Origin of the sequence: Flavobacterium akiainvivens (assembly GCF_001278115.1) — a bacterium.
Taxonomy (GTDB): Bacteria; Bacteroidota; Bacteroidia; order Flavobacteriales; family Flavobacteriaceae; genus Flavobacterium; species Flavobacterium akiainvivens.
Genome location: NZ_LIYD01000005.1, coordinates 667,608 through 693,713 on the forward strand (window position 1 = coordinate 667,608; position 26,106 = coordinate 693,713).

Below are 26,106 nucleotides of genomic sequence, written 5' to 3' on the forward strand. Positions count from 1 at the left end.
AAAACACTACTAAATAATATTTTACCATAATGTTTATGATATAACTGCGGCAAATTTACATTATTTATAATTAGTCTATATAAGAATAATGTTTATTTTTGACGCAGCTAAAATATTATTAAGTCTAAATAAATTTAAAATGAAAAAAAAATCCTTTTTGATTTTAGGCATATCCTTACTCGCCTTTTCTGCATATGCGCAGGATTATTACCAAAAAACATTCAGTAATGCATCGTATACCGATGCCAGGCAACTATCAAACGGAGAAATACTTCTTGTAGGCCAGGTGGCAAAAATGATTCCCGGTTCGGCAATTGTACAGAAAATATCGGCAGAGGGAACGCAGATAAGTTCAGACCAGCTTACGGCCGGAGGTGGCTCAGGCCTTAACTTTTTTGGCGGTTTCCCAAACCATACCATAACCCTTGACGGCGATAATGTGCTCCTCTCAGTATACAGCAGTGGCTTTACAGGCAACACCAGCATATACCCGGGTCTGCTGAAAATGGATGCAGACGGCGAAGTGCTGTGGAATAAAGTGTATAAAAACGATGCCCTTGCCCCGGGAGGTACCAATGCCAGGGGAGGGCTTACATCGACCCTTATAGACGGGGATAATTATGTAAGCTCAGGCTGGTTTAACAGCGGGTCGGGCGGGGCTTTTGACTATTTTAATATGCTGCAAAAAACAGATGCAGACGGCAATGTAATATGGAGGAAAGATTTTGGCTATGCCTTTATTTTTGCCAGCGATGTAAAAAAAGCTGCAAACGGCGACTACATCGTGTTAGGAGGCCAGTCTGGCGGGCTATACCTTTATATATTTGATAACGACGGTAACTATATATCGCACAGCAGGTATGGCATAGGCACGGTATACCCTGTGGCCAACCAGATACTGAATACTGACGACGGCGGTTTTTTAATTATTGGCCAGGCCGCTTACATGAATGGCTATGTGCTTAAGCTAAATGCCAGTTATGAGGTAGAGTGGAGCAAGCAATATACTGACGGCACCAAAGTAGAAGCCTTTAATAAAGTAATACCGGCTGAGGGCGGAGGCTATATTATAGCGGGCGATATAAAGGAAAGTATGTCGGCCAATGGCGATGGGTTGCTGTTAAAAATAGATGATGAGGGTGAGGTGCTGTGGTCTAAAACCTATGGCAGGGCTACTGACGATGGTTTATACGGGCTTACGGCTACCGAAGACGGCTATCTTGCCGTGGGAGGCTCCGGCACAGACGGGTGGGTTTTACATACCGACCTTGAGGGCAACGCCAACGGATGCGATGAGTTTACCGGTGCCATAACCGCTGCCGCTGCAACAACCACAGCTACTTTAATGGCCGCCATAACACCCATGAGCACAACCGGCGTGCTGGATGAGCCGGTTACCAAATCGGCTTACGCCTCAACACAGGTACTGCCTTATGCAATAGAAATAAGCGCAGAGCAGGCCGAAGTATGTGCCGGTGGTGCTGTGCAGCTTGCCCTTACGGTGGAGCAGGCTACAGCAGTATGGTCTACAGACGGCGAAGGCGCCCTTTATACCGATGCTGAAGGTACTGTGGTTTATGATGGTACATCAAAAGTACACAGCGTTTATGTAGCCCCAACAGCAAGCCAAACCTACACGGCTACTGCGTGCTTGCTGACCGATACGTTTGCAATAACAGTAAGCACGGCAAATGCGCCGGAGGGAGAACCGGAACAGCAGGTTTGTTTTACAGGCACGCTGGCCGGGCTTGCGGTTACCGGTACTGATTTAACCTGGTATGATGCCGAAACAGAAGGCAATGAGCTGGCCCCTGAAACGGAACTTGAAGACGGTACTACTTATTATGTATCGCAAACCAATATATGTGGTGAAAGCCCAAGGTTGGCGGTTACCGTTACCGTAAATGCCACACCAGCCCCGGAGGGCGAGGCCATACAGTCTTCCTGCACAGTTGAAACTTTAGCCGATGTGGTAGTTACCGGCGAGAACATAACCTGGTATGATGCCGCTACGGGAGGCGATGTGCTTGCTGCAACCACAGAAGTGGAAGACGAAGCGGTTTATTATGCCTCGCAAACCGTTAACGGTTGCGAAAGCCAGGAAAGGCTTGGGGTTACAATTGATGCCTGCTTATCATTACCTGATTTTGGTACTGCCGCACTAAAAGTGTATCCAAATCCGGTAATTGATAGGGTAACTGTAGAGAGCAGGGCTGAGCTGGAATACATAAGGATACTTTCTATAACCGGCCAGGTTGTAAAAATGGTAGCAGTTTCGGGCAACAGGGCAGAAGTGTCAATGCAGGAACTAACACCGGGCGTATATTTTGTTGCAGTTGGTTCAGGCAATGGTATGAGTACCGTAAAGCTTATAAAGCAGTAAGTAAAACACACTGAAAATGGGGAGCTGTATTTTAGGAGACAGCTTCCCGTTTTTGACATGTGGAATTCAAATATCAAATGGCCCGTTTTTAGAGGTGGCGTTTTAAACAAAGTTAAAAATGTAAAAATTCACGATATATCGTGAATTTTTTTTTGCTCTATGAAGCCGTAAGAAGAAAATCAGGCTATGATTTTTTACGATGTTGTATTGTTTGTTTTTAATTACATTTTATGGTGTAAGCCTTTTGATTTTTGAATTGAATCTTAAAGTCCAAAAGTGAAATATTAAGCAGTTTTTGAGATAATTTTTGGTTTTAGCATTTTGGGTGTACTATTGGTATTTTATACATCCTATGTCTTTTTATAAATATTAATATCAATTTAAATAATGGTATACCAGGCAGCACAAGTTATCAGTAATAATGGTAGGCAAAACCGTAATGTGTATACAGCTGGTGTCTTGTTATAAGTTGAAATTTGCAATGAATTAAACAGTACACAAAATGGAAACAACACAGGTAAAAGCTTATGGAACAGCCACACCAGCTGCACCTTTGCATGAAATTATAATAAACCGCCGTGCCATACAGCCGCACGATATAGAAATGGAAATTTTATACTGTGGAATATGCCACAGCGACCTGCACCAGGTAAAAGGCGATTTTGGCCCCTTTGCAGCACCGATAGTGCCCGGACATGAAATACTGGGCCGTGTAACCGCCGTAGGTGCCCATGTAAAGAACTTTAAGGTGGGCGACCTTGCCGGTATAGGCTGTATAGTAGACAGCTGCGACAATTGCGAATATTGCAACGAGGGCATAGAGCAATTTTGCGATGAGGGGGTTACCTTCTCATTCAACAGCCCCGATAAAATATCGAGTGGGCATACTTATGGGGGCTTTTCTAAAGCCTATGTGTGCAACGAGCGCTATGTTTTAAAAATGCCTGCGTTTGAAAACCTTGCTGCCGCGGCTCCGCTGTTGTGTGCCGGTATTACGGTATATTCTCCGTTAAAGCACTGGCAGGCCGGCCCAGGTAAAAAAGTGGGTGTATTGGGCATAGGTGGCCTTGGGCACGTAGCCATTAAAATAGCCAAGGCTATGGGGGCAGAGGTTACCGTGTTTACCACATCGCCAGAAAAAGTGGAAGATGCCAAAAGGCTGGGGGCAGACCACGCTGTACTGTCTAAAGATGACACAGCTATGGCGGCTTATGCACGCAAGCTGCACTTTATAATAGATACGGTTTCGGCTAAACATGATATTAATACTTACTTAAACCTGCTGCGCCATGATGGTACTGTGGTGCTGGTAGGGCTTCCGCCGGAGCCGCTTGAAGTTGTTGCATTTAATGTGGTTATGGGCCGCCGCAGCTTTGCAGGCTCTAACATTGGCGGTATAGCCGAAACCCAGGAAATGCTGGATTTCTGCTTTAAGCATAACATTACAGCAGAGAGTGAGGTAATTAATATAGACTATGTGAACCAGGCGTTTGAACGCCTTGAAAAAGGTGATGTTAAATATCGTTTTGTAATAGATATGGCCTCTCTAAGCTAATAACCACCTTGCTATAAATTGGTTGGTTGAAGAAAACCGGTTCCTGTTTCAGGGCCGGTTTTTGTCTTTTACCTATAACTCTTAAAATAGTGTTAATCTGTAATATTGGTAAGTAAAACAGTAATAAAGATAAAGGCAGGGATTAATAAAATTACGAAATTTACTTTTGACAAAAACTAAACTAATGATAAAACTAACTATTAACGGTAAAGAACACACTCTTGATGCCGACCCTGAGATGCCGTTGCTATGGGCAATAAGGGATTTAGCCGGATTAACCGGAACTAAATTTGGCTGTGGCGTGGCACAATGCGGTGCCTGTATGGTGCACCTTGACGGCGATGCCGTACGCTCTTGTGTAACAAAGATAAAGCGTGCAGTGGGCAAGCAGGTAATAACTATTGAGGGGTTATCTGATAATAACAATCATCCTGTGCAGCAGGCTTGGGCAGAAATTGACGTGCCACAGTGTGGGTACTGCCATTCAGGCCAGATTATGGCGGCAGCCGTATTGCTTCGTGATAACCCTAACCCTACAGATGCCGATATTGACATTGCCATGGCAGGTAATATTTGCCGTTGCGGTACATATCCGCGTATACGTAAGGCAATACACACAGCGGCAGAACTACAGCAGAAATCACTTAAATAACAGGCCATGAAAAATACACACACTAAAATCACCTCAGGGGTGATTGTCATGGCATTACTGTTAGTTTCGTTAGTGGCGTTTTCTTTTAAGAAAGATGGTGCTAATGTGAGTGATTATATGGCCGTTCCTGATAAGAAAAAAGACAGTATAGCATCGGTAAAAGCCTTTCAAAAAGTATATTCGGTGCTTATGAGTCCGCGTTGTATGAACTGCCACCCTAAAGGTGATGTTCCTTTACAGGGCGAAGACAGCCACCTGCACCAAATGATGCCACAAAGGGGCAAAGATGGTAAAGGGCTCTATGCCATGAAGTGCACCAACTGTCACCAGCCCGAAAATACCCCCGGGTTGCACATGCCACCAGGGCACAAGGACTGGCATTTGCCTCCGGCTGATATGAAAATGGTGTTTGAGGGCAAAACTGCGCATGAGCTTGCAAAACAGTTGGTAGACCCTAAACAAAACGGGGGCAAAGACCTTAAAAAGCTTGTTGAGCATGCCGATGACGGATTGGTTAAAACCGGCTGGAATCCCGGTGAAGGTTTAAAGAAACCGCCATTAACCCATGCCGAGTTTAAAAAATCCTGGATAGAGTGGATTGAAAAAGGTGCCTATGCACCGGCACCTTAACCTTTAAAACTAAGAAATTATGTCATCAACTACAGATATATCAAGAAGGGGTTTTCTTAAAATTGCGGGTTTGGGCGGTACTGCGCTCTACCTGGGTGTTTTTCCTTCGGCTACAGGGGCAGAAGCTACCATAGTAAATGCGGGGCAGGCAGCCTATCAAAGCATTGAACTTAATGCTTGGGTGTATATAGATACAGCCGGCAAGGTAACTTTTGTAGACCACCGTGCAGAAATGGGACAGGGGTCATATCATTCGGTATCTCAAATACTTGCCGAAGAGCTTGAGGTTGACCTAAACGATGTAAACATCATTTTTGGCCAGGGCGATAAAAAATACGGCAGCCAGGTTACAGGTGGTAGTTCAACAATCAGGATGAACTACAAAAACTTCCTGAAGCTAACGGCCACCGCACGCGAAATGCTTATTGCCGCAGCTGCTGCCCAGTGGGGTGTAGCTGCCGCTGAATGCTATGCTGAACACGGCCATGTAATTCATAAAAAGTCGGGTAAAAAGGCGCATTATGGTGAACTTGTAGTGGCGGCGTCTAAACTAACGCCTCCTAAAGATGTTAAGCTTAAAAAACGTTCGGAATACAGGCTTATAGGCAAGCCGCTAAAACGCCTTGATACACCGCTGAAAACTAACGGCACTGCAATTTTTGGGCTTGATAAGCGCGTACCGGGTATGGTGTTTGCCGCTGTAGAACGCAACCCAAGGCTTAGGGGTAAGGTAAAAAGCTTTGATGCCAGCGCCGCGCTAAAAGTGCCGGGTGTGCAAAAGGTATTCAAGATAAAAATGCTGGTGTTTAAAACCTATCGCGAAGGTGTGGCTGTAGTGGCTAACAGTACCTATGCGGCCTTTCAGGGTAAAAAAGCCCTGAAGGTAGAGTGGGATGATAGTGGTTTTGAACACATCAATACAGCTGATATTTATGCCCGCCAACTCGAAAACGTAAAAACAAAAGAAGGCTTGTTCCTTAAAAAGCAGGGCGACCCAGATGCTGCATTAGCCAAATCGGCACAAAAGCTGGATTTAATATACCAAACGCCTTACCAGTCGCATTCGCCTATAGAGCCCCTTAACTGCGTGGCGCATTACCAGGGAGATAAAGTAGAGGTATGGGGCCCTATACAGGCACCGGACTGGATACAGGATGCGCTGAGCGAAGAGATGGGGCTTAAGCGCGAAAATGTAATTGTAAACATGACGTTTTTGGGCGGCGGCTTTGGCCGTAAGGCTTTTATGGACTACCCGCATGAGGCTGCCGTTATCTCAAAAGAAATAAACGCACCGGTTCAGGTGGTATGGACACGCGAAGACGAAATGACCCAGGGGCCTTATCGCCCGGGCATTACGTACCGTTGTGAGGCATCAATCAACAATGGTGATATTGATGCACTTAAATTCCGAATGTCAGGGCAAAATAACGACCACTGGCGCGACCCGAAAAATAAACAACAAGCTAACCGCAGTACAAGCGAAGGTTTTTTACAACCCTACTATGATTCAATTAAAAACATAAGCTTTGCCGAGGTAATTTTTGAAACGCCTATACCCAGTATGTGGTGGCGATCGGTATATGCTTCTACAAATGGCTTTGCTTATGAAAGTTTTCTTGATGAGGTGGCGCATGCAGCCGGTAAAGACCCCATGGATTTGCGCAGGCAGTATCTTACCGATGAACGCAGCCAAAAGCTGTTGGACAAGATGGAGGAAATATCGGGCTGGAAAAACCGTAAGAAAAACGAAGGCTTTGGCGTTGCCATTACCGAGTGTTTTGCTTCTACCGTAGGCCAGATTGTAAAAGTATCGCGCAAGGCAGGCGGCAAAGTGAAAATTGACAAGGTGTGGGCCGTAATGGATTGTGGCTGGTATGTAAACCCTGATATTGTGCAGGCTCAGGTTGAGGGTGCAATAGTAATGGGGCTTGGCGCAGCTACCATGCACGAAATTACATTTACCGATGGTTTGGTTGATCAAAAAAATTATCATTCGTACCAAATGCCGCGTATATATGATATTCCGCCTATAGAGGTTCATATTATGGAAAATGCCGAAGATGCAGGTGGCGTGGGCGAACCGGGATTACCTTCATTCGCACCGGCGCTAACCAATGCCATTTTCGACCTTACCGGCACCCGAATCAGGAAACTGCCCTTTAAGATGGATGAGGTGTAAGGCTGAATTGAAGTCATCATTAAATACGGCGTTTACAGCTTGTTGCAGCTTATATTTATAGAATGAAGGAAATATCCGATATCATAACAGCATACCATACCGCACACGGGCTTGGCATAAAAACCGCACTGGCTACCGTTGTTAAAGTTGAGGGGTCTTCTTACCGGCAGCCGGGTGCGCGTATGCTGGTAACAGAAGAAGGCCTGCTAACCGGTGCCATTAGCGGCGGCTGCCTGGAGGGCGATGCCCTGCGCAAGGCACTGCTGTGCATAAACCAGCAGCAAAACAAGCTGATAACCTATGATACCAGTAATGAAGATGATGTAGAGTTTGGTGTGCAGCTGGGGTGTAACGGCATAGTGCACATCCTTTTTGAGTATATAGATGAAGCGGTAGAAAACAACCCCATACGGTTTCTTGAAAAGCTGCGGGAAGAGCGTAAAGATGCGGTTATAACCACTGTTTACAGCCTTGACAGGAAGCAGCAGCAAACCGGTACAGCGCTGTTCTATAGGGAAGGAAATATAGCCGGTAATAACAATGCCGCATTGCAATTGCTAACTGATGCCCAGGCAGTGTTAATGAGTAAGGCATCGGCAATAAAGCAGTTAGCTGGGGGGGATGAAGCCCTGATGGAATACATAGCCCCGCCGTTGCAGCTTGTTGTGGCAGGTGCGGGTAATGATGTACAGCCACTGGTTAGCGCTGCTTCGCTTATAGGTTGGGAAGTAACCGTAGGCGACGGCCGTGCCACACATGCGTTGCCACAGCGTTTCAGGGAGGCAACGTGTGTTTTTCAGGTTAAACCTGATGAACTGGTTCAAAGGGTTACTATTGATGAAAACACCTGTTTTGTATTGATGACGCATAACTATAAGTATGACCTTGCCTTGTTGAAACTATTGCTTGAAACCAGTGTACCGTATATAGGAATCCTTGGCCCAAAAACCAAACTAAACCGTATGCTTGATGATTTACAGCAGGAAGGCATTACGGTAACTGAGGAACAATTGAACCGTATTTACGGCCCTGTAGGGCTTGACATTGGCGCAGAAACATCTGAAGAAATAGCCATATCGATTGTCGCTGAAATAAAGGCGGTAATGAGCGGTAAAACAGGCGCATCGTTAAAATATAAAACACAAAAAATACACGATACTATCGTGCTGCAATAACATGATTACAGACACCTTTGGCCGTGTGCACAATTACCTGCGGATATCACTTACCGATAACTGCAACCTGCGCTGCTTTTATTGCATGCCTGAGGAAAAGTATGCCTTTGCCCCGGCATCTAAACTTATGCAGGTCCATGAAATTGAGCAGCTGGCTAAACTGTTTGTGGCCAATGGCGTTACAAAAATCCGGCTTACGGGTGGCGAGCCGCTGGTGCGCAAAGATGCCCCAAAAATTATTGAGGCGCTGGGCAAACTGGGCGTAGAACTTGCCATTACCACAAACGGCGTACGCCTGCACGAAATGCTGCCGGAATTAATAGCAGCCAACATCAGTACCATAAACATAAGTCTGGACACGCTTCAACCTGATAAATTCCTGAAAATAACCCGCCGTGATTTGTACCACCGGGTGCGCAGCAATATAGAGTTGCTTTTGCAGCACAACATCCGCACCAAGATAAATGTAGTGGTAATGAAAGGGCTGAATGATAACGAGATAAACGATTTTATAGCCCTCACCAAACACTACCCGCTCGAAATACGCTTTATTGAGTTTATGCCCTTTAGTGGTAATAAATGGACCAGCAACCAGGTAGTAACCTTGCAGGAAGTTTTAGATACGGTTGCCCAAAAGTATGAGGCACTTCCCGTTGAGGGCAACCCTCACGATACCGCTAAGCACTATATGATTCCCGGCCATGCAGGGTCATTTGCGGTAATAAGCACTATGAGTGCCCCGTTTTGTGAGGGCTGCAACCGCATGCGCCTTACGGCTGACGGCAAGCTGAAAAACTGCCTGTTCTCTAAATCGGAAACCGATTTGCTTGGAGCATTAAGGGCAGGCGACGAAGTATTGCCATTAATACACAATACCATTAAAGCCAAAGCCAAAGCGCTGGGTGGGCAAATGGATGAGAAATTTGAAAACCTTGATGCGGCAGCCCTACAAAACCGTAGCATGATAACCATAGGCGGATGAGTACAGGCATAATAATCCTTGCTGCCGGAAACTCATCAAGGCTTGGGCAGCCCAAGCAGCTATTAGATTATAAAGGTACCAGCCTGCTTAACCGAATAACCCAGGAGGCGGTGTTTTTTGCCGGTGAAGCTGTTGTTGTGGTAACCGGTGCACAGCGCAGGGCAATAGAAGAAAGTATTGCAGATGAATCAGTGCTAACGTGCCATAACCCCAAATGGAAAGAAGGTATGGCCTCATCTATAAAAATGGGGCTAAAGCACCTACTTTTGGTATACCCTGAACTGCGCAGCTGCATTATAACCGTATGCGACCAGCCCCATCTTGATGCCGGGGTATTCAGGGAACTGCTTTTAAAACAGCAGCAAGCAGGCAAAGGTATTGTGGCAGCGCAATATGCGGCAACAGCGGGTGTGCCCGTATTGTTTGGCAGGCAGTATTTTGATGCGTTGTTGCACCTTGAAGGGCAGGAAGGTGCCCGTAAATTACTCACAAAATTTAAGGGAGATGTGGCTGTTGTGCCTTTTGAAAAAGGTGTAGTAGACATTGATACTCCTGAAGATTATAACAACCTGATTAATACATGATAAGTGTACAAGAGGCAAGGCAGATAATAGATGAGTCTGTAACCTTTAAAAATATACAAACTGTGCCCTTGTTGCAGGCTTTTGGGCTTGTAACGGCAGAAGATATTATTGCTGCGGTAAGCATACCCAACTTTGCGCAATCGTCTATGGACGGCTATGCCCTGAAATTTGAAGATCGCAGTAAAGAGCTGCAAATCATTGGCGAAATGCCTGCGGGCGCTACCGTTAAGTTATCCATACAAACCGGCCAGGCAACCCGCATCTTTACAGGTGCACCACTGCCCGAAGGGGCTGACACCGTGGTGATGCAAGAGAAAGTGATTGTTGAAAACGGTATACTCAAAATACACGATGAAAATTTATCGCAGGGGTTAAATGCCCGTCCAAAAGGCTCAGAGGTGCAGGAAGGTGAAATTGCCATGAAGCAGGGAACCTTTTTATCTGCGGCGGCAATAGGTTTCCTGGCAGGCATTGGTTGTACTGAAGTACCGGTGTACAGTCCGCCTGAGGTGAGCATCATCCTTACGGGGGATGAATTGCAGGAGCAGGGTAAACTGTTGGAATTTGGACAGGTGTATGAGGCAAATTCGTTTCAGCTTAAGGCGGCACTGCAAAAAGCGGGTATTAAAAATATAGGCGTTATGCACGCAGATGACGACCCCGAAGCGCTTCAAAAATGCCTGCAATATGCCCTTGCCACCAGCCAGGTGGTATTGCTAACCGGCGGTGTAAGCGTGGGCGATTATGATTATGTTCCCGCTGCGGCAGAAGCCTGTGGCATTGAACAAAAATTCCATAAAATAAAGCAGAGGCCCGGCAAACCCTTATTTTTTGGTACAAAGGGAGATAAAACAGTTTTTGGCCTGCCCGGCAACCCGTCGTCATCACTCACGTGTTTTTATGAATATGTGCTGCCTGCATTGGAAAAAATGATGCAGCTGCCAAATTCGATAGTAAAAACTACTGCCACAGCCACACACAACTATAAAAAACCACAGGGTTTAACCCATTTCCTGAAAGCTTTTTATGCCGATGGAACCGTAACACCACTGCATGCGCAGGAGTCGTATAGGCTGCATTCTTTTGCACAGGCCAACTGTTTTTTGGTACTGCCTGAAGCATCAGAGGGATGCACTGAAGGAGATAGTGCGGAAGTACACTTGTTGCCGTTATAAATCCTATATTTGACTATGCCTTTAGAACTATTTTATCTTATACTTTTTATTGTAGCCTTTCTATATGCCGCTGTGGGACACGGTGGGGCCAGTGGCTATTTGGCGCTTATGGCGTTGTATGGCGCCGCGCCCGAAGAAATGAAACCCACGGCTTTAATGCTTAATTTGTTTGTGTCGCTCACCTCATTTATACAATATTACCGGGGCGGGCATTTTAAGTGGAAGCTGTTTGTGCCTATAGCCGCGGCGTCAATACCTATGGCCTTTTTGGGCGGTATGGTAACGGTTGAAGACCGCCTGTACAAAACCGTACTGGGCGTACTGCTGCTGTTTCCGGTTATCCGTTTTTTCTTTTTTAAGAATGTACCTGATGAGGAACTGAAACCCCACAGCACCGGTATTGCACTGGCATCCGGTGGGGTGGTAGGGCTGCTTTCGGGTATGATAGGTATAGGTGGGGGCATTATCCTTTCACCCATACTGCTGCTTTTAAAGTGGACCAACCAAAAGCAAACGGCAGCCATTAGCGCGTTGTTTATTTTTGTAAATTCGATAGCCGGGCTCATGGGGCAGCTCACGCAGGGGATAACGTTCAGCACAAATATGGTTATGTATGTAGCGGTAGCCTTTGCAGGTGGGTTATTGGGGGCATACTTCGGTTCGATGAAGTTTAACCAGAACTTTTTAAAGTATACACTGGCAACTGTGTTACTTATAGCATCATACAAACTGTTATTTACAACCGCATAAAAATGAGATATTTATACATAATTACACTATTGTTTGGTCTGTCGGTTTCGGCACAGGTTACCAAAACCATTACGGTGGAAGGCGCTATTGCCAAACCGCTTACCATTAGTTTTGACGACCTTAAGACATACAACACCAAAAGCATTGACAGCCTGCAAATCCTCAACCACAAGGGAGAATATAAGAGTACGCTGAAAGGTATTAAAGGTGTGTTGCTCAAAGACGTTTTGGCTAAGGCAGAATTTAGCGTAAACTCGCCAAAAGTGCTGAGCGAGTTTTACATTGTGTGCATTGCCGACGACGGTTACAAAGTGGTTTTTTCATGGAACGAACTGTTTAACAGTCCCACGGGCGACCAAACCCTTGTGGTGACCGAGGTTAATGGCGTACCATCCATAAGCCAGAAAGAAGGCATTATACTGCTTACACCAACCGACAAGGCAACGGGCAGGAGGTATGTAAAGAATTTTTCTAAAGTCAGCATACAGCAGGTTAAATGAAGGTAAGGGTTATAGCATTTGGCCAAATAGCCGAAATTACTGGCGGCGAACTTTTTATAGAAGCTCAGGACACAGTTGTTTTAAAAGCGGCGTTGCAGGTTGAATTTCCCACACTTGCCGATAAAAAGTATGCCATAGCGGTAAACAATAAGCTGGTAACAGAAGTTACGGCACTAACAGAAAACGATGTGGTGGCACTCATGCCGCCCTATTCAGGAGGATAATATGGAAAGTAACGAGCGGTATGCACGGCACTATAGCCTGAAAGGCTTTGGCACAACAGGGCAGCAAAAGCTGGCTGCTGCACGTGTATTGGTTATAGGCGCCGGTGGCCTGGGCTGCCCGGTGTTGCAATACCTTGCCTCTGTCGGAGTGGGGGACATTGGCATAGCCGACCACGATACCGTTTCGCTCAGCAACCTCCAACGGCAGGTGTTGTTTAGCGCAGAAGATATTGGCAAACCAAAAGCTGGAATAGCAGCTGCAAGGCTAAAAGCCCTGAATCCTGAGATAAGTATTACTACAATAAACGGTGCCATTACCACAGCCAATGCTTTGGAAATAATAACTGAATATGATGTGATAGTAGATTGTACTGATAATTTTGCTACGCGCTACCTGGTTAACGATGCCTGCGTGCTGCTGGATAAGCCATTGGTTTTTGGGGCGATATCACAGTATGAAGGGCAGGTAAGTGTGTTTAATATGCCAAATCAAAAAGGAGATACAATAAATTACAGGCATTTGTTTGCCACACCGCCTAACCCGCTTGAGGTACAGGACTGTAACGAAGCAGGTGTGCTGGGCGTTTTGCCGGGCATCATTGGTACGCTACAGGCTACCGAGGTTATAAAAATTATAACAGGTATAGGCGAGGTGCTGGCCGGCAAATTGCTTACGTTTAACCTGCTGAATTACCAAACGTATGCATTTGAGATTACAGTCCATGATCTGGAAGCCGGTGTACTACCCACCAATGAAGCCGTATTTAAGGCAACCGACTATGAGTGGCTATGTGGAACTAAAGCGGCAGGGATAAACGAGCTGGATGCTGAAGCTTTTTTGAGGACATTTAATGATGCCGATGCAATTATTATAGACGTACGTGAGAATCGGGAACTGCCAAAAGCGGATTTTGATTGTCTACAGATGCCGCTGTCAACCTTGACGGATAATTTGCCGGAAATAATAGAAAACAACATAATATTGTTCTGTCAAAGCGGTAAGCGTAGCCTTATCGCAGGGCAGCTTTTTTTAGAACATTACAAAAACCAAAAGAATATCAGCCATTTAACGGGCGGTATACTGGCATTACAGGAATATGGGCAAAAGCATTAAAAATATATTTACACAGGGTGCCATTAGTCCCGCATTTATTGCCGAGAGCATTGCAAAGCATTCAGCTAAAACAGGTATAGGCGCGCACAGTATTTTCTTAGGCCAGGTGCGGGCAGATGATGTAGACGGTAAAACCGTTGCTGCTATTGAATACACATCGTACCAGGAAATGGCGCTCGAGAAAATGCATAAAATACGCGAGGAGATATTTAATAAGTATGAGCTGACGTGCATGCACATACACCACAGCCTGGGAAGCGTTTTAGCGGGCGAAATATGCCTGTTTGTATTCACGTCTTCCAAACACCGGAAAGCGGCTACAGAAGCCTGTAATGAAGTGGTGGAGCGCATTAAGGCCGAGCTGCCCGTTTGGGGAAAAGAACTTTTTGAAGATGCCACCCACCAGTGGAAAGTAAACAACTAACATGGTAAATATTACACATAAAACCAACACGCTGCGTAAGGCCATTGCTACGGCTACCGTGCTCACTTCCAAACAGGAGACCATTGATGCTATTGAGCAGCGAAAGGTGCCTAAAGGCGATATTTTTGAGTTTGCCCGTGCAGCGGCGCTTTTTGGCATCAAAAAAACCAGCGATGTAATACCCGACTGCCACCCGCTGCCGGTGGAGTATGCTCATATCAGTTATACCATTGATGGCCTTGCTGTAATTATATCAGTTGAGGTGCATACCATTTATAAAACCGGGGTAGAGGTAGAGGCCATGCACGGTGCATCGGTAGCGGCACTGGTTATGTATGATATGCTGAAGCCTATTGATAAGAATGTAGAAATTCAGAATATCAGGTTACAGGAAAAACACGGCGGTAAATCTGACCTTAAAAATCTGCCCAAAGGCTTGAAATGTGCCGTAGTGGTGTGTAGCGATACGGTATCAAGAGGCGAGAAGGAAGATACAGCGGGTAAAGCCATAGTTGATATTCTTGGCGCGTATGGCTATGAAAATGTGGCCTACCAGGTTGTGCCCGATGATATTGGCACAATAACCAACGTGCTGCACCATTTTATTGACAGTAAAACCGACCTTGTGCTGTTTACCGGCGGCACCGGCCTTTCGCCCCGCGATGTAACGCCGGAAGCCGTGTGCCCATTTATAGATACCGAAATTCCCGGTATTATGGAGGCCTCACGTGCCTACGGGCAAGACAGGGTAAAAACCGCCATGCTGAGCCGCGGCGTGGCAGGCTTTGCCAAAGATACACTGGTTATAACCCTGCCGGGTTCACGTAAAGGGGTAGAGGAGAGTTTGCAGGCCATTTTCCCACAGGTGCTGCACGTGTTTGCCGTAAGGGAAGGTAAGCAGCATTAAACAACCGGTTGCCGCATTCGGGAAACCAATTCAGTTACTTTTATAATAGCAGTTTGAATTTCTTCATCAGTTGTGAAACGCCCAAGGCTGAAGCGTATGGAGGCCAGGGCATCTGCATCGTTTAATCCCATGGCTTTCAGTACAGGACTGGGTTCGGTGGTAACAGATGAACAGGCCGAACCACTACTAACGGCTATATTTTGCAAACTGATTATCAGCTTTTCAGCGTTGATGCCCGGAAAACAAATATTGGTGGTATTGGGCAGTCGATTTTCGGTTGCACCGTTTACATAGCTGCCCTCAATTTTTAAGAGTGTGGTTTCCAACGTATCGCGTAAAGCACTTATTCTTATAGTATCGTGATCCATATCGGCAAGGGCAACTTCAGCAGCCATACCCATCCCTACAATCCCGGGTACGTTTAGTGTACCGCTGCGCAGGTTGCGCTGCTGGCCTCCGCCGTGTATTTGTGGCGATAAATACTTCCTGATGTTAGACGATACAAACAAACCGCCCACGCCTTTTGGCCCGTAAAACTTATGGGCAGAAAACGGCATGAGGTCAATACCCAAAGCATTTACATCAACCGGGATTTTGCCAATGGCCTGTGTGGCATCGCACAGTAAAAGTGCACCTTTGGCATGGGTTATTTCAGCAATTTCGGCAATTGGCTGTAGTACGCCGGTTTCGTTATTGGCAAGCATTACACATACAATAAGTGTATCTGTTGTAATGGCAGCTTCTAATTCAGTGAGGTTAATCAACCCCTTTTTATCAACCCGAAGGTAGGTTACAGAGAATCCCTCTTTCTCCGCATGCGCACAAGTATCCAAAACGGCTTTATGTTCGGTGGTAATGGCTACAATGTGCTTACGAGAAGCACTTGCGAATCCTTTAATAGCGAGGTTTATGGCCTCTGTAGCGCCTGAGGTAAAAACAATTTCTGCCGGGCGGCAATTTATTAAATCCGCCACCTGCTGCTGTGCGGTTTCAACGGCTTCTTTTACCGTAAGGCCAAACAAATGGCTACTGCCCGCATTGGCATACTGCTCTGTAAAGTAGGGCAGCATGGCCGTTAGCACCCTGTTGTCAAGACGGGTAGTAGCATTGTTATCAAGATATATTACAGGCATACTTATTTTCTTATCCTAAATATACGCTTTTATTTATTGCAGCTGGTAGGTAAGTGTTGTATAGTACAACCCACCCACGGCAGGGCCACCCAAAAATGAGTTGTAATAAGCATTGGTAAGGTTAGTGGCACCTACTTTTATGCCCAGCTTAGATTGCAGGAACGTATAATTAACCTGCGCATCGAGCGTGCCGTAGGCCTGAACCGTACCGTTTACTAAAAACGACCTCCAGTAAAAGCTGCTTTGGCGTTTGTAGGTAACGTTAAAGCCCAGGGTTTTCCACACATTATCTCCGGTAAACGATATGTTGCCAATCCACTCCGGGGTGTTGAAACCGTCTTCAAAACCATCGCCGTTATCGGTACGTCTCAGTTTGGCATACGATACATTTCCGCTAATCGTGTATTGTGGGGTAATGGTGTAGCTAAGGCCAAGGCTTGCCCCATAATTATACACCACACTTTGTGAGTTGGTATAAATACGGTAACGGTCCTGCAGGGTACGGTCGTTAAGGTAGTAGGGTATCTGTGCAGGGTTGGTGGTTTGGGGCACATTCATTTCAATCTGGGCGATGAAGTTGTTGTAGCGGTTAAAATAAAAATCGGCATCTACCTTAAACGTGCGGTTAAAGAACAATCCTTTATAACCTGCCTCAAACGAGTTGATCTGCTCGGGTTTAAGATAGGTGTACTGGGTATTCTTTTGCAGCAGGCTTTGGTTGTTTTGTATGGCATCGTCAAGTGTAGCCCCGTTATTAAAATCGGCCGTTACAGCTGCCTGGAAGCGGTCTATGGAGCTGCGCAGGTAGCCATTTTCAAACACCCCGTTTGACATAACCCTGAGGCCGCCTACCCGGCGCACGCCACCGCTGTTTACATTACTAAAGGCCTCGAATATGCTGGGGAAACGCGACCCGCTCTGGAACGATGCCCTGATGCTCTGTTCCGCTGCCGGGGTAAATACTGCGGCTACCCTTGGGTTATATTTTACATCAAAATAATCGTTTTTATCAACGCGTAGTGTAGCAGAAAGCTTTAAAAGCCCTTCAAACAGGGTTTTGCCTGCCTGAATAAACCCACCCGTTTTACCGTACGTTAAAGTTGAGAATGGATCGGTAGCCGTGGGGTTTATAAAGTAGTTGCCATCAGGCTTTATGATGTAAGACTGGTAATCGGCGCCGGCAAGGAGTTGCAGCCCGGTATAGGTTTCAAAATCAGCACCTATGGCCTTAGATAGGTTTACCTGTGCCTCGCCGTGTACCAGCCAGTCTTTTACGCGAAGGGCTGCGCCTTCATCCCAATTGTTAATATCAGCCAGTTCGTTTAGCGCCTGCTTAAATTCGGGTGTACCGGGTTGCAGCCTGCCCAGGTCGGCCTCGGCACGTGCTGCGGCAAGCGCCTGCGGTACTGATGAACCCTGACCCACAGCGGTATTAAAAGCGGTGGTATAATCGGCATACCAATCGTTATCGGATTTAAAACGTCGGTCTAAGTTTTCGGCGGCAGAGCGCAGGTTGTATGACTTGCCTGTGTCTTCACTGGTGGCAAAAGCCCGTACCTGGAGGATATCGTTCTTAACCTCAATGGCGTGCTGTTGCAGTATGTAATCTTTAAGTGTAAAGCGGTTGGCACGCTGGTATACATTATCAAGGTCGGCAAAACGGTAGGTGTAAGAGATAGTAGTTTTGGGGCTCAGTTTGTAGTAGAGCCCCACGTCGGCTTTAATGTTCTGTATGCCGTAATCGGCCACATCATGTTCGCTGTAACCGGTACGTGCCACTACATAGCGTGTGCCACCAAGTGTAAGGGTGCGGCGGTTTGATGATTCGTTACCGTAGCCGTTAACAGGGTCGTAAGCCGGGTTGTTAACCCCTCCGGCAATGCCCACGCCTGCATTGGCATTGGGGTTCAGGTCGGTACGGTTGTTGGCAATCCAGTCCTGCCCGGTGGTATAGGCAAAATTGATTTTGAAAGCAAAACGGTCGTTGATTTTTTCGGCAATACGCAAGGCACTTTCGCTGTATAGCTTTACTCCTGAATCAGCATCGCCCATATGGTTTATGCCGGTTTTCTGTTGCAGGGTAATGCCTGTGGTAGTAAACGGGTCTTTGGTGATAAAATTAGCAAGGCCGTTAATGGCGTTAAGGCCGTAGAGGGCAGAGGCAGTGCCAGGAATAATTTCCACACGGTCAATATCAAGGTCGGTTGGCCCCATGGTATTGCCTATGGGCGCGCCAATATGGGGTGCCTGGTTATCAAAGCCGTCTACCATCTGGGTAAAGCGGACGTTGGTTGTATTGGCAAAGCCACGGGTGTTGATGATTTTAAACCCCAGGCTGGGGGTAAGCATCTGTACGCCTTTTATGTTTTCGAGCCCGTCGAAAAAAGAAGGGGCTGCCATATTTTTGATTTCGCGGCTGCTTACATTTTCTATGGTTACAGGCGATTTTAAAATGCTTTCGGGTGTGCGGGAGGCTGAAATCACCACTTCTTCCAAATACTGGTTGTTAAGCGTGTCTACATTATCTTTTGGCTGGGTTTGTGCCAGCAGGCAAGAAGTATATAATAAAAATACTATCAGGTAGTTTTTTGTCATGTATAAGGCGTATAAAAAAAGCAACAGTAATTACTGTTGCTTACGTTTTTGTTATGTAGTTAATTAATTTTCCGATGGCTGAACCAGGTTAGCCACTTTTCTGTATTCCAATGGTGTACAGCCCACTTTTTGCTTAAAAAGGCGTGTAAAGTGCTGCGGGTATTTAAACCCAAGTTCATAAGCCACTTCGCTTACAGATTTGTTCAGGTCAAACACCCGGTCTTTGGCTATTGCTATTGTTTTTGCCTGTATATAATCCTGCGCGGTGCGGCCGGTTTCCTTCTTTATAAGGTCGCCAAAATAATTGGGTGAAAGGTGCAGGCGTTCTGCGCAGTATGATACAGTAGGCAGGCCTTCCTGCTGTGATTTCCCTGTGGTGAAAAAATCAGAAAGCAATGTTTCAAAACGCTCTATAATGCCCCTGTTTACGGTATCGCGGGTAATAAACTGGCGGTCGTAAAAACGGTCGCAGTAGTTGAGTAATAACTCAATGTTACTGGTAATGAGTTTTTTGCTGTGTTTGTCTACCCCGCGTTCCAGTTCGGTGGCAATTTTGTCAAAACAGTCTAAAATAACCTGGCGCTCTTTTTCAGATACGTGCAGGGCCTCGCTGGTGTTGTATGAAAAGAAAGTGTAATCGTCTATGAGTTTTCCAAGTGAAGTTCCTGCAATCAGGTCCGGGTGAAACACAAGGGCATGGCCGAAAGGCTGATAAATAGCATCAGACTCAACCTCAATAACCTGACCGGGGCCAAAAAATACAAGGGTGCCTTCCTGATAATCATAATATTCTTTGCCGTATTTAAGGTCGCCGCATTTAACATCCTTAAATATAACGGCATAAATATCAAAAGTCATTTTATGCGATGCCCTTGGGCTGGCTTTGGCTAAATCTACTATACTAACCAAAGGGTGCAGCGTTTCGTGGTTGTTAAACGTGTTATAATCGCTGATGCTCTTAAAATCTACTATCCTTTCCATGGTCATATGCTTATGAATTCAATTCAAAATTAAGGCTTTTTTAGGCAGTTGGTTACGTAGTGTGCCCCAATCAGTAAAAATGGTAGGTAAAACCGTAATATGTATACAAAGGCGGTTTTTCGGCTTAACAAAACTTTATGCTGCCCCTGTAATATTGGTAAACATTTCAGTAATCTGTATACAAGTGCCTGTGTGGTATGTGCAGAACTTTGTATAATAAATATACAAATTATGGAAAAAAGAAAATTAGGCAGCCAAGGGCTTGAAGTATCGGCACTTGGGTTTGGCTGCATGGGGCTGAACTTTGGCTATGCAAGCAGCATAAGCAAGGAAGAATCGGTTAGAATTATTCGTGCTGCCGTAGATAAAGGTATAACGTTTTTTGATACGGCCGAGGTATATGGCGCTTACACTAACGAAGAGATAGTAGGCGAGGCACTTGCACCCCTGCGCAATGAGGTGGTAATAGCCACTAAGTTTGGCTTTAATATTGTTGATGGCAAGATGGCAGGGGTAAACAGCCGCCCGGAGCAAATTCGCAAAGCAGTGGAAGGTTCGTTAAACAGGCTGGGGGTTGAAGCCATAGACCTGCTGTACCAGCACAGGGTAGACCCTAATGTACCTATTGAAGATGTTGCCGGTACGGTTAAAGAACTGGTGGCAGAAGGCAAGGTGAAGTATTTTGGCCTTAGTGAAGCGGGTTTAGAAACCATACGCAGGGCTAATGCGGTGTTCCCGGTATCGGCACTGCAAAGCGAATATTCGCTGTGGTATCGCAAGCCTGAGGCAGAAATAATCCCGATTTTAGAAGAACTGAACATTGGATTGGTGCCCTACAGCCCGCTTGGCAAAGGTTTCCTTACCGGTGCTTTTAATGAAAACACAAAGATTGCCGATAACGACTTCCGTGTTAATTCGCCGCGGTTTAAGGAGGAGTCGCGTGCTGCAAACCTGGCTTTTGTAGACCTTCTTAAAAGCTTTGCAACACAAAAGAATGCCACACCGGCACAAATAGCCCTGGCCTGGCTGCTGGCCCAAAAGCCGTTTATTGCCCCAATACCGGGTACTACAAAACTGCAAAGGCTTGAGGAGAATGTTGTTGCGGCAACTGTAACCCTTACACAAAACGATGTGGAAAATATTACAGAGGCGGCTAACAAACTTGAGGTAGCAGGTGGCCGCTACACCGAAGCCATTGAAAAAATGACAGGTATTTAATTACCTGATAGGCTTTATATATTTCACACCGTGAAAATGAATTCCAAAAGTGAAATATTAAGCACTTTAAACCTTAAAAAGCAAGAAAAATATTTCAAATTATTCTGTGCATAAAACATTAACAGAGATGTCATGATGCTATGCAATTTTTTATAGATATCTGGCGGATCCAATTACTGGCTCCGCCAAATACTATCAAGGATTTTCTTGTTGATGGTGCATTACCGCGCCTTGATTTCTCTAAATACGTCGAGGACCATTTTCCCATTTGCCTCCCCACGGCTCAGTATCGCATAGGCCTCGTCTGCATATATGAAACAGAAATCACGGTTATCTACGATAGGTACTATGAGCCCCTCGTTAGCCAATTTTGCGATTTCCTCCAGAATTTCCCCATGGTGTTGCCGGTGTTCACCTGAAAGCAATGGATAAAGCGTGAAAACGCCAGAATAAGTTGCACCTCTGAAAGACAGTGGCGCAAGGCTATGGGAACCCCACCCCAAGATACTCACGACACGTCCGGTATAACGCTTCACATATTGAAAGGAGTCGTCTAAAACCTTGCCGCCAACAGTATCCAGAATGATGTCGAAACCTTCGGTTTCGCTACGTTCACTAATAAAGGAACCGACACTGTGTATTGTGCGGTCGATAGCGACTGCCCCGAATGATTCTACCAACGGTATTTCTTCAGGCGTTACGGTGGTGAATACAACTGCACCTTTCGATTTCGCGATTTGTATTGCGATATGCCCTACGCCACCCGCACCTCCATGTATTAGCACTTTATCACCTGGCTTGACGTTGGCCCTGTCCACCAATGCTTCCCAGGCAGTAATACTGATCAACGGAAGGGCAGCAGCCTGTTTGAAACTGAGTTTTTCAGGCATTTTAGCCAGCAAAAGTGCATCGGCAACAACAAATTCCGCCATCGTTCCCTGATTATCTCCCACGCCACCTACCATTCCGTAAACTGCATCGCCTACCGCAAAACCGGTTACTCCGGCACCAACCGAGATAACGATGCCGCTCATGTCGAGCCCTAATACCGCATTGGGCATTTTAATTTCGGCATGTGCCGCCTGCCCACTCTTAATTTTAATATCTAATGGATTGATACCGCTTGATACCACTTTTACTAAAACTTTTCCTTCGCTTATTTCAGGTATTGCTATATCTTCTAATTGGAAATCGGTGTTGAATTCCTTTAAGACCATTGCTTTCATAAATGATTTGTTTAATTGATTAAAGAAAGGCTCCGTGCTTGCAGGAGCATTCCCAACTTATTTAGTAACTGATAGCCTTAGGTTCAAGAAAGGCCTCGAGGCCATATTTCCCGTATTCTCGCCCGATACCTGACTGCTTAGACCCGCCAAACGGAGCTACAAGGTCAAACTCAAACTGGTTGATGGCCACACGGCCAGACTCGATGCGGCCTGCAATTTTGCGCGCATGGTTTTCCTCACCGCTGACGTAGGCAAAAAGTCCATAGTCGGTATCGTTAGCAATTGCGATGGCTTCTTCGTCGTCTTTGTAAGTAATGATAGACAATACAGGCCCGAAAATTTCTTCACGAGCGATACGCATATCATTGGTAACATCAGAAAAGACGGTTAATTTGACGAAATTACCTTCTTCGAGACCTTCCGGATGGCCTTCACCTCCAATGAGCAACCTGGCACCTTCCTCGAGCCCGAGGCGAATATAACTTTGTACACGCTCGTATTGTTTTTTGTTTACCATTGGCCCAACAGCAGTATCCTCGTCTCCGGGGTTTCCTACTTTCAGGCTCTCAACGGCTTTCACAATGAGCGATTCAACAAGTGGAAGCTTGTCTTCGGGTACCAATAAGCGCGTTCCTGCAATGCACGCCTGTCCGCTATTCATAAAGGCCATTAATGCAGCCATAGGAACGGCCGTTTCGAAATCGGCGTCTTCAAGAAGGATGTTAGGCGATTTCCCGCCAAGTTCAAGGGTTAGGCGTTTCATTGTACTTGCCGATTCACGGGCTATCCATTTGCCCACGTCGGTCGATCCGGTGAATGTGATTTTAGCAATATCCGGGTGACGGCAGATTTCGGCACCGACAAGTTCTCCACGTCCGATAAGCACGTTGGCAACACCTTGTGGCAGGCGCGCGTCATCGAGAATTTCCATCATGACTTGGGTTTGGAGTGCACTCATCTGCGCCGGTTTGATTACTGCCGTACACCCGGCTGCCAATGCGGTTGAAAGTTTGCTGCATATAAATCCGTTGCTGGCATTCCATGGCGTGATGATGCCTACAACGCCCACAGGGTCGAGAAAAACATCGGAATTTCCCAATCTCCTTTCGAAATCGAATGTTTCGAGCAAGGCAATGTTCGAATCGATGAAGGCAAGGCATGATTGGGCCGCCTGACGACAAAACTGTATTGTACCACCGTATTCGAGCAACATAGCTTCTACGATGCTGTCAAGCCTTTTTTCTACCGCGGCCCTGAAACTTCTTAGATATAACATCCTTTCCTGAGGGCTGGTTTGGGAATAGGTCCTGAATGCGCGTTTGGCTGCGGCAATCGCAGTGCGGGTATCATGCTCATCGGCAAGTTGTACGGTTCCTGTAAGTGTGTTGTCTACAGGGTTGATGAGCTCAAACAATTCGGTACCGTGAGGAGCCACAAAAGCACCATTTACATAAATGCGGTTAAGCGTTTTCATAATAATAAATTTTTTAGATTGTGAGTATTGATTTTAGACAAAAGGTATCCTGTCGGCAGTTTTTTCACCTGCCGGAAAAAATAGTCCGATAAAAATTTTGATTAATTAAAAGAGCGTCTGAAAGCCAAAGGCGACAGCTGTGTTTTACTCTTAAAGAACTTATTAAACGACTGTGGGTGGCTGAACCCAAGCCTGAAGGCAATTTCACTAACGGAAAGCGTAGTGGATGCAAGTGTTTCTTTCGCTTTTTCTACCAACTTGTGCTGTATGGTTTGCTGCGTGTTCAATCCGGTCAGGGACCGAAGCATGTCACTAAGATAATTTGGCGACAAATGGAGTTCCCGGGCCAGGTTTTCCACTTTTGGCAGGCCATTGTCCTGAACTTGTTCGCTGTCAAAATACTCATTCAGGATTTTATCGAGTTTCGATAACAAGTCATTGTTGATCTGCTTCCGGGTAATGAACTGCCTGTTGTAAAAACGATCTGCATAGTTGAGTAACGTTTCAACCTGCGAGATGATAATATTCTGGCTGAAGTTGTCGATGTTCGATTTAAATTCCTGTTCAATGTTGTGGATGATGCCGTTCAGTACCGTTTCCTCTTTTTCAGACAGGAACAAAGCCTCGTAAATGTCGTACGAGAAGAATCCGTAATTTTTGATGGTCTTCCCGAATGCATGGCTGCGTATGAAATCAGGATGGATGATAAGTATCCAGCCTTCCTTAGCATTGTCATCTGTGGAAAGTATCTGACCGGGACTGAAGAAAGAGGCGGAGCCTTCATCGAAATCCACAAAGTTCTGTCCGTAACGGATGCGGCCGTCGAATTTCTTTACCAGTAGGATCATGTAGAAGTTGTACATTACCTTCTCGGAAATCTCTTCTGCAAATGTGCCAAGATCCTCAAAATGGATTACGCTGATCAACGGGTGCTCCGGCCGGGTCACACCCAGAATCCTATGAAATTCAGAAATGGAATTCATAACAAGCATCCTTTATGTTTTTACCCGTTCTCACAGCGTAGCAAGATCGATTACGAAGCGGTAAAGAACATCTCCTCTTTCCATTCTTTCAAAAGCATGGTGTATGTCTTTGATGTCAATCAGTTCGACATCGGCCGTAATATCTTTCTCAGCACAGAAGTCCAGCATTTCCTGGGTCAGCGGAAGGCCGCCCGGACCGGAACCTGTTATGCTTTTATTTCCTGCAAGCAGCGAAAATGGCGAAATAACATATGGTTCTACGGGTATGCCAACACAGATGTGAGTTCCGTTACTTCTTAATAGTTGTAAATATACATTTAAATCATGAGGTGCTGAAACGGTATCGAGGATAAAATCGAATTCCCCTTTTACACTGTCGAGTTGTCCCTGATCAGATGTATTGATAAAATGATGTGCCCCCAGTTTATATGCTGCCTGTTCTTTTTTGGAAGAGGTGCTTAACACTGTTACTTCCGCTCCAAAAGCTACACCAAATTTAACTGCCATATGCCCCAAGCCGCCAAGGCCTAATACTGCAAGTTTGTGGCCATTACCTACATTAAACCTTTTCAGGGGGGTATATGTGGTGATGCCTGCGCAGAGCAATGGGCCAACACCCTCTGGATTTAGTGATTGAGCTACACGCAGTACGAAGTCTTCCTTAATTACAATTGCATTAGCATATCCACCATATGTTGGCTTACCGTCTAATCCCAGGCTATTGTATGTCCAAACGGGGCTTACGCTACAGGTTGTTTCGTGGCCATGAGAACAATCTTCGCACCCCCCACAGGAATCGACCATAACCCCAACACCAACACAGTCACCAATTTTGTGCTTTTTTACATGATTGCCCACTTTTGCGATTTCACCAACAATTTCGTGCCCAGGTACCATTGGAAAGATTCCCGGAAACCAATCGTTGTTAATTTGATGCAGGTCGGTGTGGCAAACCCCACAATACATAATATTAACCAATACATCGTGAGGGCCGAGTTCTCTCACTTCGAAATCCCAGGGCGCTAATTTGTCTTTTGGGTTTTGTGCTGCGTAACCTTTTAATGCTGTCATGATAGAAAGTTTTAATTGATAAATTATTACGATGCAAACTTCGCAATAGAATAACCGGATAAAGTAGGTCTATTGAAGAATTTTGTATCTCAATCAGGGAAGTTGAATTTTTTATAAAAAATTGCAACAATGGCCAATAAATGGGTTCTGCTATATAGGTATATAAAGTAGATAGTAAACCTCATTTTATT

At 45.7% G+C, this 26,106-nt stretch carries 23 protein-coding genes; 16 read left to right on the plus strand and 7 right to left on the minus strand.

Annotation, left to right across the window (positions count from 1 at the left end; genetic code table 11):
• The first annotated feature begins 139 nt into the window (after positions 1-139).
• The 15 genes from AM279_RS03005 (at position 140) to moaCB (ending at position 15,234) form a co-directional block, all read left to right on the plus strand.
• A complete protein-coding gene (locus tag AM279_RS03005; RefSeq protein WP_160316421.1) occupies positions 140-2,383 on the plus strand; it encodes an Ig-like domain-containing protein in 2,244 nt (747 codons plus the stop codon).
• Between the two features lie 502 nt (positions 2,384-2,885).
• Positions 2,886-3,938: an NAD(P)-dependent alcohol dehydrogenase gene (locus tag AM279_RS03010; protein WP_054406183.1), complete on the plus strand. Its 1,053-nt coding sequence runs from the start codon at positions 2,886-2,888 to the stop codon at positions 3,936-3,938.
• Positions 3,939-4,122: 184 nt separating this feature from the next.
• Positions 4,123-4,590 carry a (2Fe-2S)-binding protein gene (locus AM279_RS03015; protein ID WP_054406184.1) on the plus strand — a complete coding sequence of 156 codons (468 nt, stop codon included), beginning with the start codon at positions 4,123-4,125 and terminating at the stop codon, positions 4,588-4,590.
• A gap of 6 nt (positions 4,591-4,596) precedes the next feature.
• Positions 4,597-5,220, plus strand: coding sequence for a hypothetical protein (locus tag AM279_RS03020; protein WP_054406185.1), 624 nt, complete (start codon positions 4,597-4,599; stop codon positions 5,218-5,220).
• A 19-nt stretch (positions 5,221-5,239) separates the two neighbouring features.
• Positions 5,240-7,399 carry a xanthine dehydrogenase family protein molybdopterin-binding subunit gene (locus AM279_RS03025; RefSeq protein ID WP_054406186.1) on the plus strand — a complete coding sequence of 720 codons (2,160 nt, stop codon included), beginning with the start codon at positions 5,240-5,242 and terminating at the stop codon, positions 7,397-7,399.
• A 62-nt stretch (positions 7,400-7,461) separates the two neighbouring features.
• On the plus strand, positions 7,462-8,574 hold the full coding sequence (locus AM279_RS03030; RefSeq protein WP_054406187.1) for an XdhC family protein: 1,113 nt from the start codon (positions 7,462-7,464) through the stop codon (positions 8,572-8,574).
• Position 8,575: 1 nt separating this feature from the next.
• Positions 8,576-9,556 carry a GTP 3',8-cyclase MoaA gene (moaA, locus tag AM279_RS03035; RefSeq protein WP_054406188.1) on the plus strand — a complete coding sequence of 327 codons (981 nt, stop codon included), beginning with the start codon at positions 8,576-8,578 and terminating at the stop codon, positions 9,554-9,556.
• Complete coding sequence (locus AM279_RS03040) at positions 9,553-10,140, plus strand: nucleotidyltransferase family protein (RefSeq protein WP_054406189.1); 588 nt, start codon at positions 9,553-9,555, stop codon at positions 10,138-10,140. The genes moaA and AM279_RS03040 overlap by 4 nt, the downstream gene beginning before the upstream one ends.
• Complete coding sequence (locus AM279_RS03045) at positions 10,137-11,315, plus strand: molybdopterin molybdotransferase MoeA (RefSeq protein ID WP_054406190.1); 1,179 nt, start codon at positions 10,137-10,139, stop codon at positions 11,313-11,315. The genes AM279_RS03040 and AM279_RS03045 overlap by 4 nt, the downstream gene beginning before the upstream one ends.
• Positions 11,316-11,330: 15 nt before the next feature.
• Positions 11,331-12,065, plus strand: coding sequence for a sulfite exporter TauE/SafE family protein (locus AM279_RS03050; protein ID WP_054406191.1), 735 nt, complete (start codon positions 11,331-11,333; stop codon positions 12,063-12,065).
• 2 nt (positions 12,066-12,067) lie between these two features.
• Positions 12,068-12,565, plus strand: a complete 498-nt coding sequence (locus AM279_RS03055) for a molybdopterin-binding protein (protein ID WP_054406192.1) — start codon at positions 12,068-12,070, stop codon at positions 12,563-12,565.
• Entirely contained in the window at positions 12,562-12,789 is a 228-nt protein-coding gene (locus tag AM279_RS03060; RefSeq protein ID WP_054406193.1) for a MoaD/ThiS family protein, read from the plus strand. Before AM279_RS03055 ends, AM279_RS03060 begins: the two co-directional genes overlap by 4 nt.
• Positions 12,752-13,903 (plus strand): HesA/MoeB/ThiF family protein, encoded by a 1,152-nt coding sequence (gene moeB / locus AM279_RS03065; protein ID WP_236688482.1) that lies wholly within the window; start codon positions 12,752-12,754, stop codon positions 13,901-13,903. The genes AM279_RS03060 and moeB overlap by 38 nt, the downstream gene beginning before the upstream one ends.
• A complete protein-coding gene (locus tag AM279_RS03070; protein ID WP_054406195.1) occupies positions 13,887-14,327 on the plus strand; it encodes a molybdenum cofactor biosynthesis protein MoaE in 441 nt (146 codons plus the stop codon). Before moeB ends, AM279_RS03070 begins: the two co-directional genes overlap by 17 nt.
• 1 nt (position 14,328) lies before the next feature.
• Positions 14,329-15,234, plus strand: a complete 906-nt coding sequence (moaCB, locus tag AM279_RS03075; RefSeq protein ID WP_054406196.1) for a bifunctional molybdenum cofactor biosynthesis protein MoaC/MoaB — start codon at positions 14,329-14,331, stop codon at positions 15,232-15,234.
• On the opposite strand, the gene AM279_RS03080 is transcribed toward moaCB, so the two are convergent.
• The 3 genes from AM279_RS03080 to AM279_RS03090 form a co-directional block, all read right to left on the minus strand.
• Positions 15,231-16,367 carry a cysteine desulfurase family protein gene (locus tag AM279_RS03080; RefSeq protein WP_054406197.1) on the minus strand — a complete coding sequence of 379 codons (1,137 nt, stop codon included), beginning with the start codon at positions 16,365-16,367 and terminating at the stop codon, positions 15,231-15,233. The genes moaCB and AM279_RS03080 overlap by 4 nt on opposite strands.
• 33 nt (positions 16,368-16,400) lie before the next feature.
• Entirely contained in the window at positions 16,401-18,962 is a 2,562-nt protein-coding gene (locus AM279_RS03085; RefSeq protein ID WP_054406198.1) for a TonB-dependent receptor, read from the minus strand.
• A 63-nt stretch (positions 18,963-19,025) separates the two neighbouring features.
• On the minus strand, positions 19,026-19,943 hold the full coding sequence (locus tag AM279_RS03090; protein ID WP_054410085.1) for a helix-turn-helix domain-containing protein: 918 nt from the start codon (positions 19,941-19,943) through the stop codon (positions 19,026-19,028).
• Between the two features lie 231 nt (positions 19,944-20,174).
• Here AM279_RS03090 and AM279_RS03095 point away from each other — a divergent pair, with 231 nt between their 5' ends.
• Positions 20,175-21,161 (plus strand): aldo/keto reductase, encoded by a 987-nt coding sequence (locus tag AM279_RS03095; protein ID WP_054406199.1) that lies wholly within the window; start codon positions 20,175-20,177, stop codon positions 21,159-21,161.
• A gap of 221 nt (positions 21,162-21,382) precedes the next feature.
• On the opposite strand, the gene AM279_RS03100 is transcribed toward AM279_RS03095, so the two are convergent.
• The 4 genes from AM279_RS03100 to AM279_RS03115 form a co-directional block, all read right to left on the minus strand.
• Positions 21,383-22,387: a zinc-dependent alcohol dehydrogenase family protein gene (locus AM279_RS03100; RefSeq protein ID WP_054406200.1), complete on the minus strand. Its 1,005-nt coding sequence runs from the start codon at positions 22,385-22,387 to the stop codon at positions 21,383-21,385.
• A gap of 61 nt (positions 22,388-22,448) precedes the next feature.
• Positions 22,449-23,861: an aldehyde dehydrogenase family protein gene (locus tag AM279_RS03105; RefSeq protein WP_054406201.1), complete on the minus strand. Its 1,413-nt coding sequence runs from the start codon at positions 23,859-23,861 to the stop codon at positions 22,449-22,451.
• Positions 23,862-23,962: 101 nt separating this feature from the next.
• Positions 23,963-24,844: a helix-turn-helix domain-containing protein gene (locus AM279_RS03110; protein WP_236688483.1), complete on the minus strand. Its 882-nt coding sequence runs from the start codon at positions 24,842-24,844 to the stop codon at positions 23,963-23,965.
• Between the two features lie 30 nt (positions 24,845-24,874).
• Complete coding sequence (locus tag AM279_RS03115) at positions 24,875-25,915, minus strand: NAD(P)-dependent alcohol dehydrogenase (RefSeq protein WP_054406203.1); 1,041 nt, start codon at positions 25,913-25,915, stop codon at positions 24,875-24,877.
• Positions 25,916-26,106: the final 191 nt, after the last annotated feature.